The organism is Candidatus Neomarinimicrobiota bacterium (assembly GCA_041862535.1).
GTDB lineage: Bacteria > Fidelibacterota > Marinisomatia > SCGC-AAA003-L08 > TS1B11.
Genome location: JBGVTM010000330.1, coordinates 1 through 2,229 on the forward strand (window position 1 = coordinate 1; position 2,229 = coordinate 2,229).

General features: G+C 59.8%; 2 protein-coding genes. Both read left to right on the forward strand.

The window, feature by feature from the left end:
- A partial coding sequence (locus tag ACETWG_11790) for a DHHA1 domain-containing protein (protein ID MFB0517267.1) occupies window positions 1-915 on the forward strand: 915 nt, incomplete at its 5' end.
- Window positions 905-2,229, forward strand: a 1,325-nt coding sequence (gcvPB, locus tag ACETWG_11795; GenBank protein MFB0517268.1) for an aminomethyl-transferring glycine dehydrogenase subunit GcvPB, incomplete at its 3' end; no start/stop codon positions are given. The genes ACETWG_11790 and gcvPB, both read left to right, overlap by 11 nt.

Consider the following 2,229-nt stretch of genomic DNA (forward strand, 5'->3'; position numbering starts at 1 on the left):
ACCGCCACCCACCTGCTGCACAAGGCCCTCAAGATGGTGCTGGGCGAACACGTGCAGCAGGCCGGCTCCCTGGTAGCCCCTGACCGCCTGCGCTTTGACTTCACCCATTATGAAAAGGTCACCCCGGCCCAGCTAGCCGAGATCGAGGTAATCGTTAACCGGGTTATCCGGGAGAATCACGAAGTTAAGGCCTCGATACGGGCGTACGATGAAGCCCGCCGGGGGGGTGCCGTGGCCATATTCGGCGAAAAGTATGGCGATCAGGTCCGGATTCTGGAAGTTCCGGGCTTCAGCATGGAGCTCTGCGGCGGCACCCACGTGGACCGCACCGGTGACATCGGCTTTTTCAAGATCACCTCGGAGACGGCTCTGGCGGCGGGCGTGCGGCGCATCGAGGCCGTGACCGGCGAGCATGTACAACCATATTTCGACCAACGCATCCAGGCTCTGGAAGCGGAACTGTTAAAGGAACGGGACAGGAACAAGGAGCTTACCCGCCGCCTTAAGGCGGCCTCCCGGGACCGGACCCACGACCAGGTGGGAGAGCTCGTACAGCAGAAACAGGAAGTCCACGGTATCCCCTTCGTATCGGCCCATGTGGGTGAGATGGTTGATATGGATCAGTTCAAAGACCTGGCGGTGGCCGTGAAGCACCGGCTAAAGAGCGCGGTGGTGGTACTGGCAACCGTTATGGAGGCCAAGCCTCAGGTGGTCGTAGCCGTGACCGAGGATCTGAAGGATGGTTATCCGGCCGGTGAATTAGCAAAGGAATTGGGCAAGGAAATGAAGGGTGGAGGTGGCGGCACACCCATACTGGGTACGGCCGGGGGAAAGGATAGTTCAAAACTAAAGGCAGCTATCCAGGCTACTCCGAAAGTTCTGGCAAAGTTTATTAAAAAATCCGATGAAGCTTGAGCCCCTACTCATCTTCGACCGTTCGGTACCGGGAAGGGTGGGCATCAAGCTGCCCCCGTCGGACGTTCCGGCCACCGAGCCAACTGACGTCCTGCCGGCCCACCTGGTCCGCAAAGTCCCGGCTGAATTGCCGGAGGTCTCCGAGCCGGAGGTGGTGCGTCACTATATCAATCTGTCCGCCAAGAACCACCACGTCGATAAGAACCTCTATCCCCTGGGCAGCTGTACCATGAAGTACAATCCCAAGGTGAATGATGCCCTGGCGGCCCTGCCCGGCTTCAGCGGGCTGCATCCCGGGCAACTGGAGGCAGGCTGTCAGGGGGCACTGGCGCTCATGTTTGAGCTCGAGGAGGCCCTCAAGAAAATCACCGGTATGAGCCGCTTTACCCTCCAGCCGGCGGCTGGCTCCCAGGGAGAACTGGTGGGAGTGCTGCTCATGCGGGCCTACCACAACCGGAAGGGGTCACCACGCAGATATGTGATTATCCCTGATTCGGCCCATGGCACCAACCCCGCCAGCGTGGTCATGGGCGGCTATGAGACGTTGCAGGTGGCTACCGATCCCCGCGGCCGCGTGGACCTGTCTGATCTAAAAGGCAAGCTCAGCGACGAGGTCGCAGGCATGATGCTTACCCAGCCCAACACCCTGGGATTGTTTGAGGATGAGATCACCGCCATCACCGAGCTTATTCACGGCGTTGACGGCATCATGTATATGGATGGTGCCAACCTCAATGCGCTCATGGGCCTTACCCGTCCGGTGGACATGGGCTTTGACATCACCCACATCAATCTGCACAAGACCTTTGCGACGCCCCACGGTGGCGGCGGGCCTGGCGCTGGTCCCATCGGCGTGGTGGAGCGGCTGGTGGAGTTCCTACCGAGACCACTGGTCGAGCGCGCCCCTGACGGGAGCTACCACTGGGAAGAGAAGGCCCCCCATAGCATCGGCCAGGTACACGGCTTTTATGGCAACTTTGCCATGCTGGTGCGGGCCTATGCCTACATTCTCAGCCTGGGAGAGGAAGGGCTGCGAAACATTTCACGTAGGGCCATCATTAACGCCAACTATCTCAAGGCCCGCCTGACAGATATATTCGACCTGCCCTATGGCGAAGGCATTATGCATGAGTTCGTCCTGTCGGGCGACCGGCAGAAACAGCGCGGCATAAAGACCCTGGACATGGCCAAGGCCCTGCTGGACTACGGCTTCCATGCACCGACGATCTACTTTCCGCTGGTGGTGCCGGAAGCGCTGATGATCGAGCCGACTGAATCGGAGACCAGGGATACACTGGATCGCTTTGCCGAAGT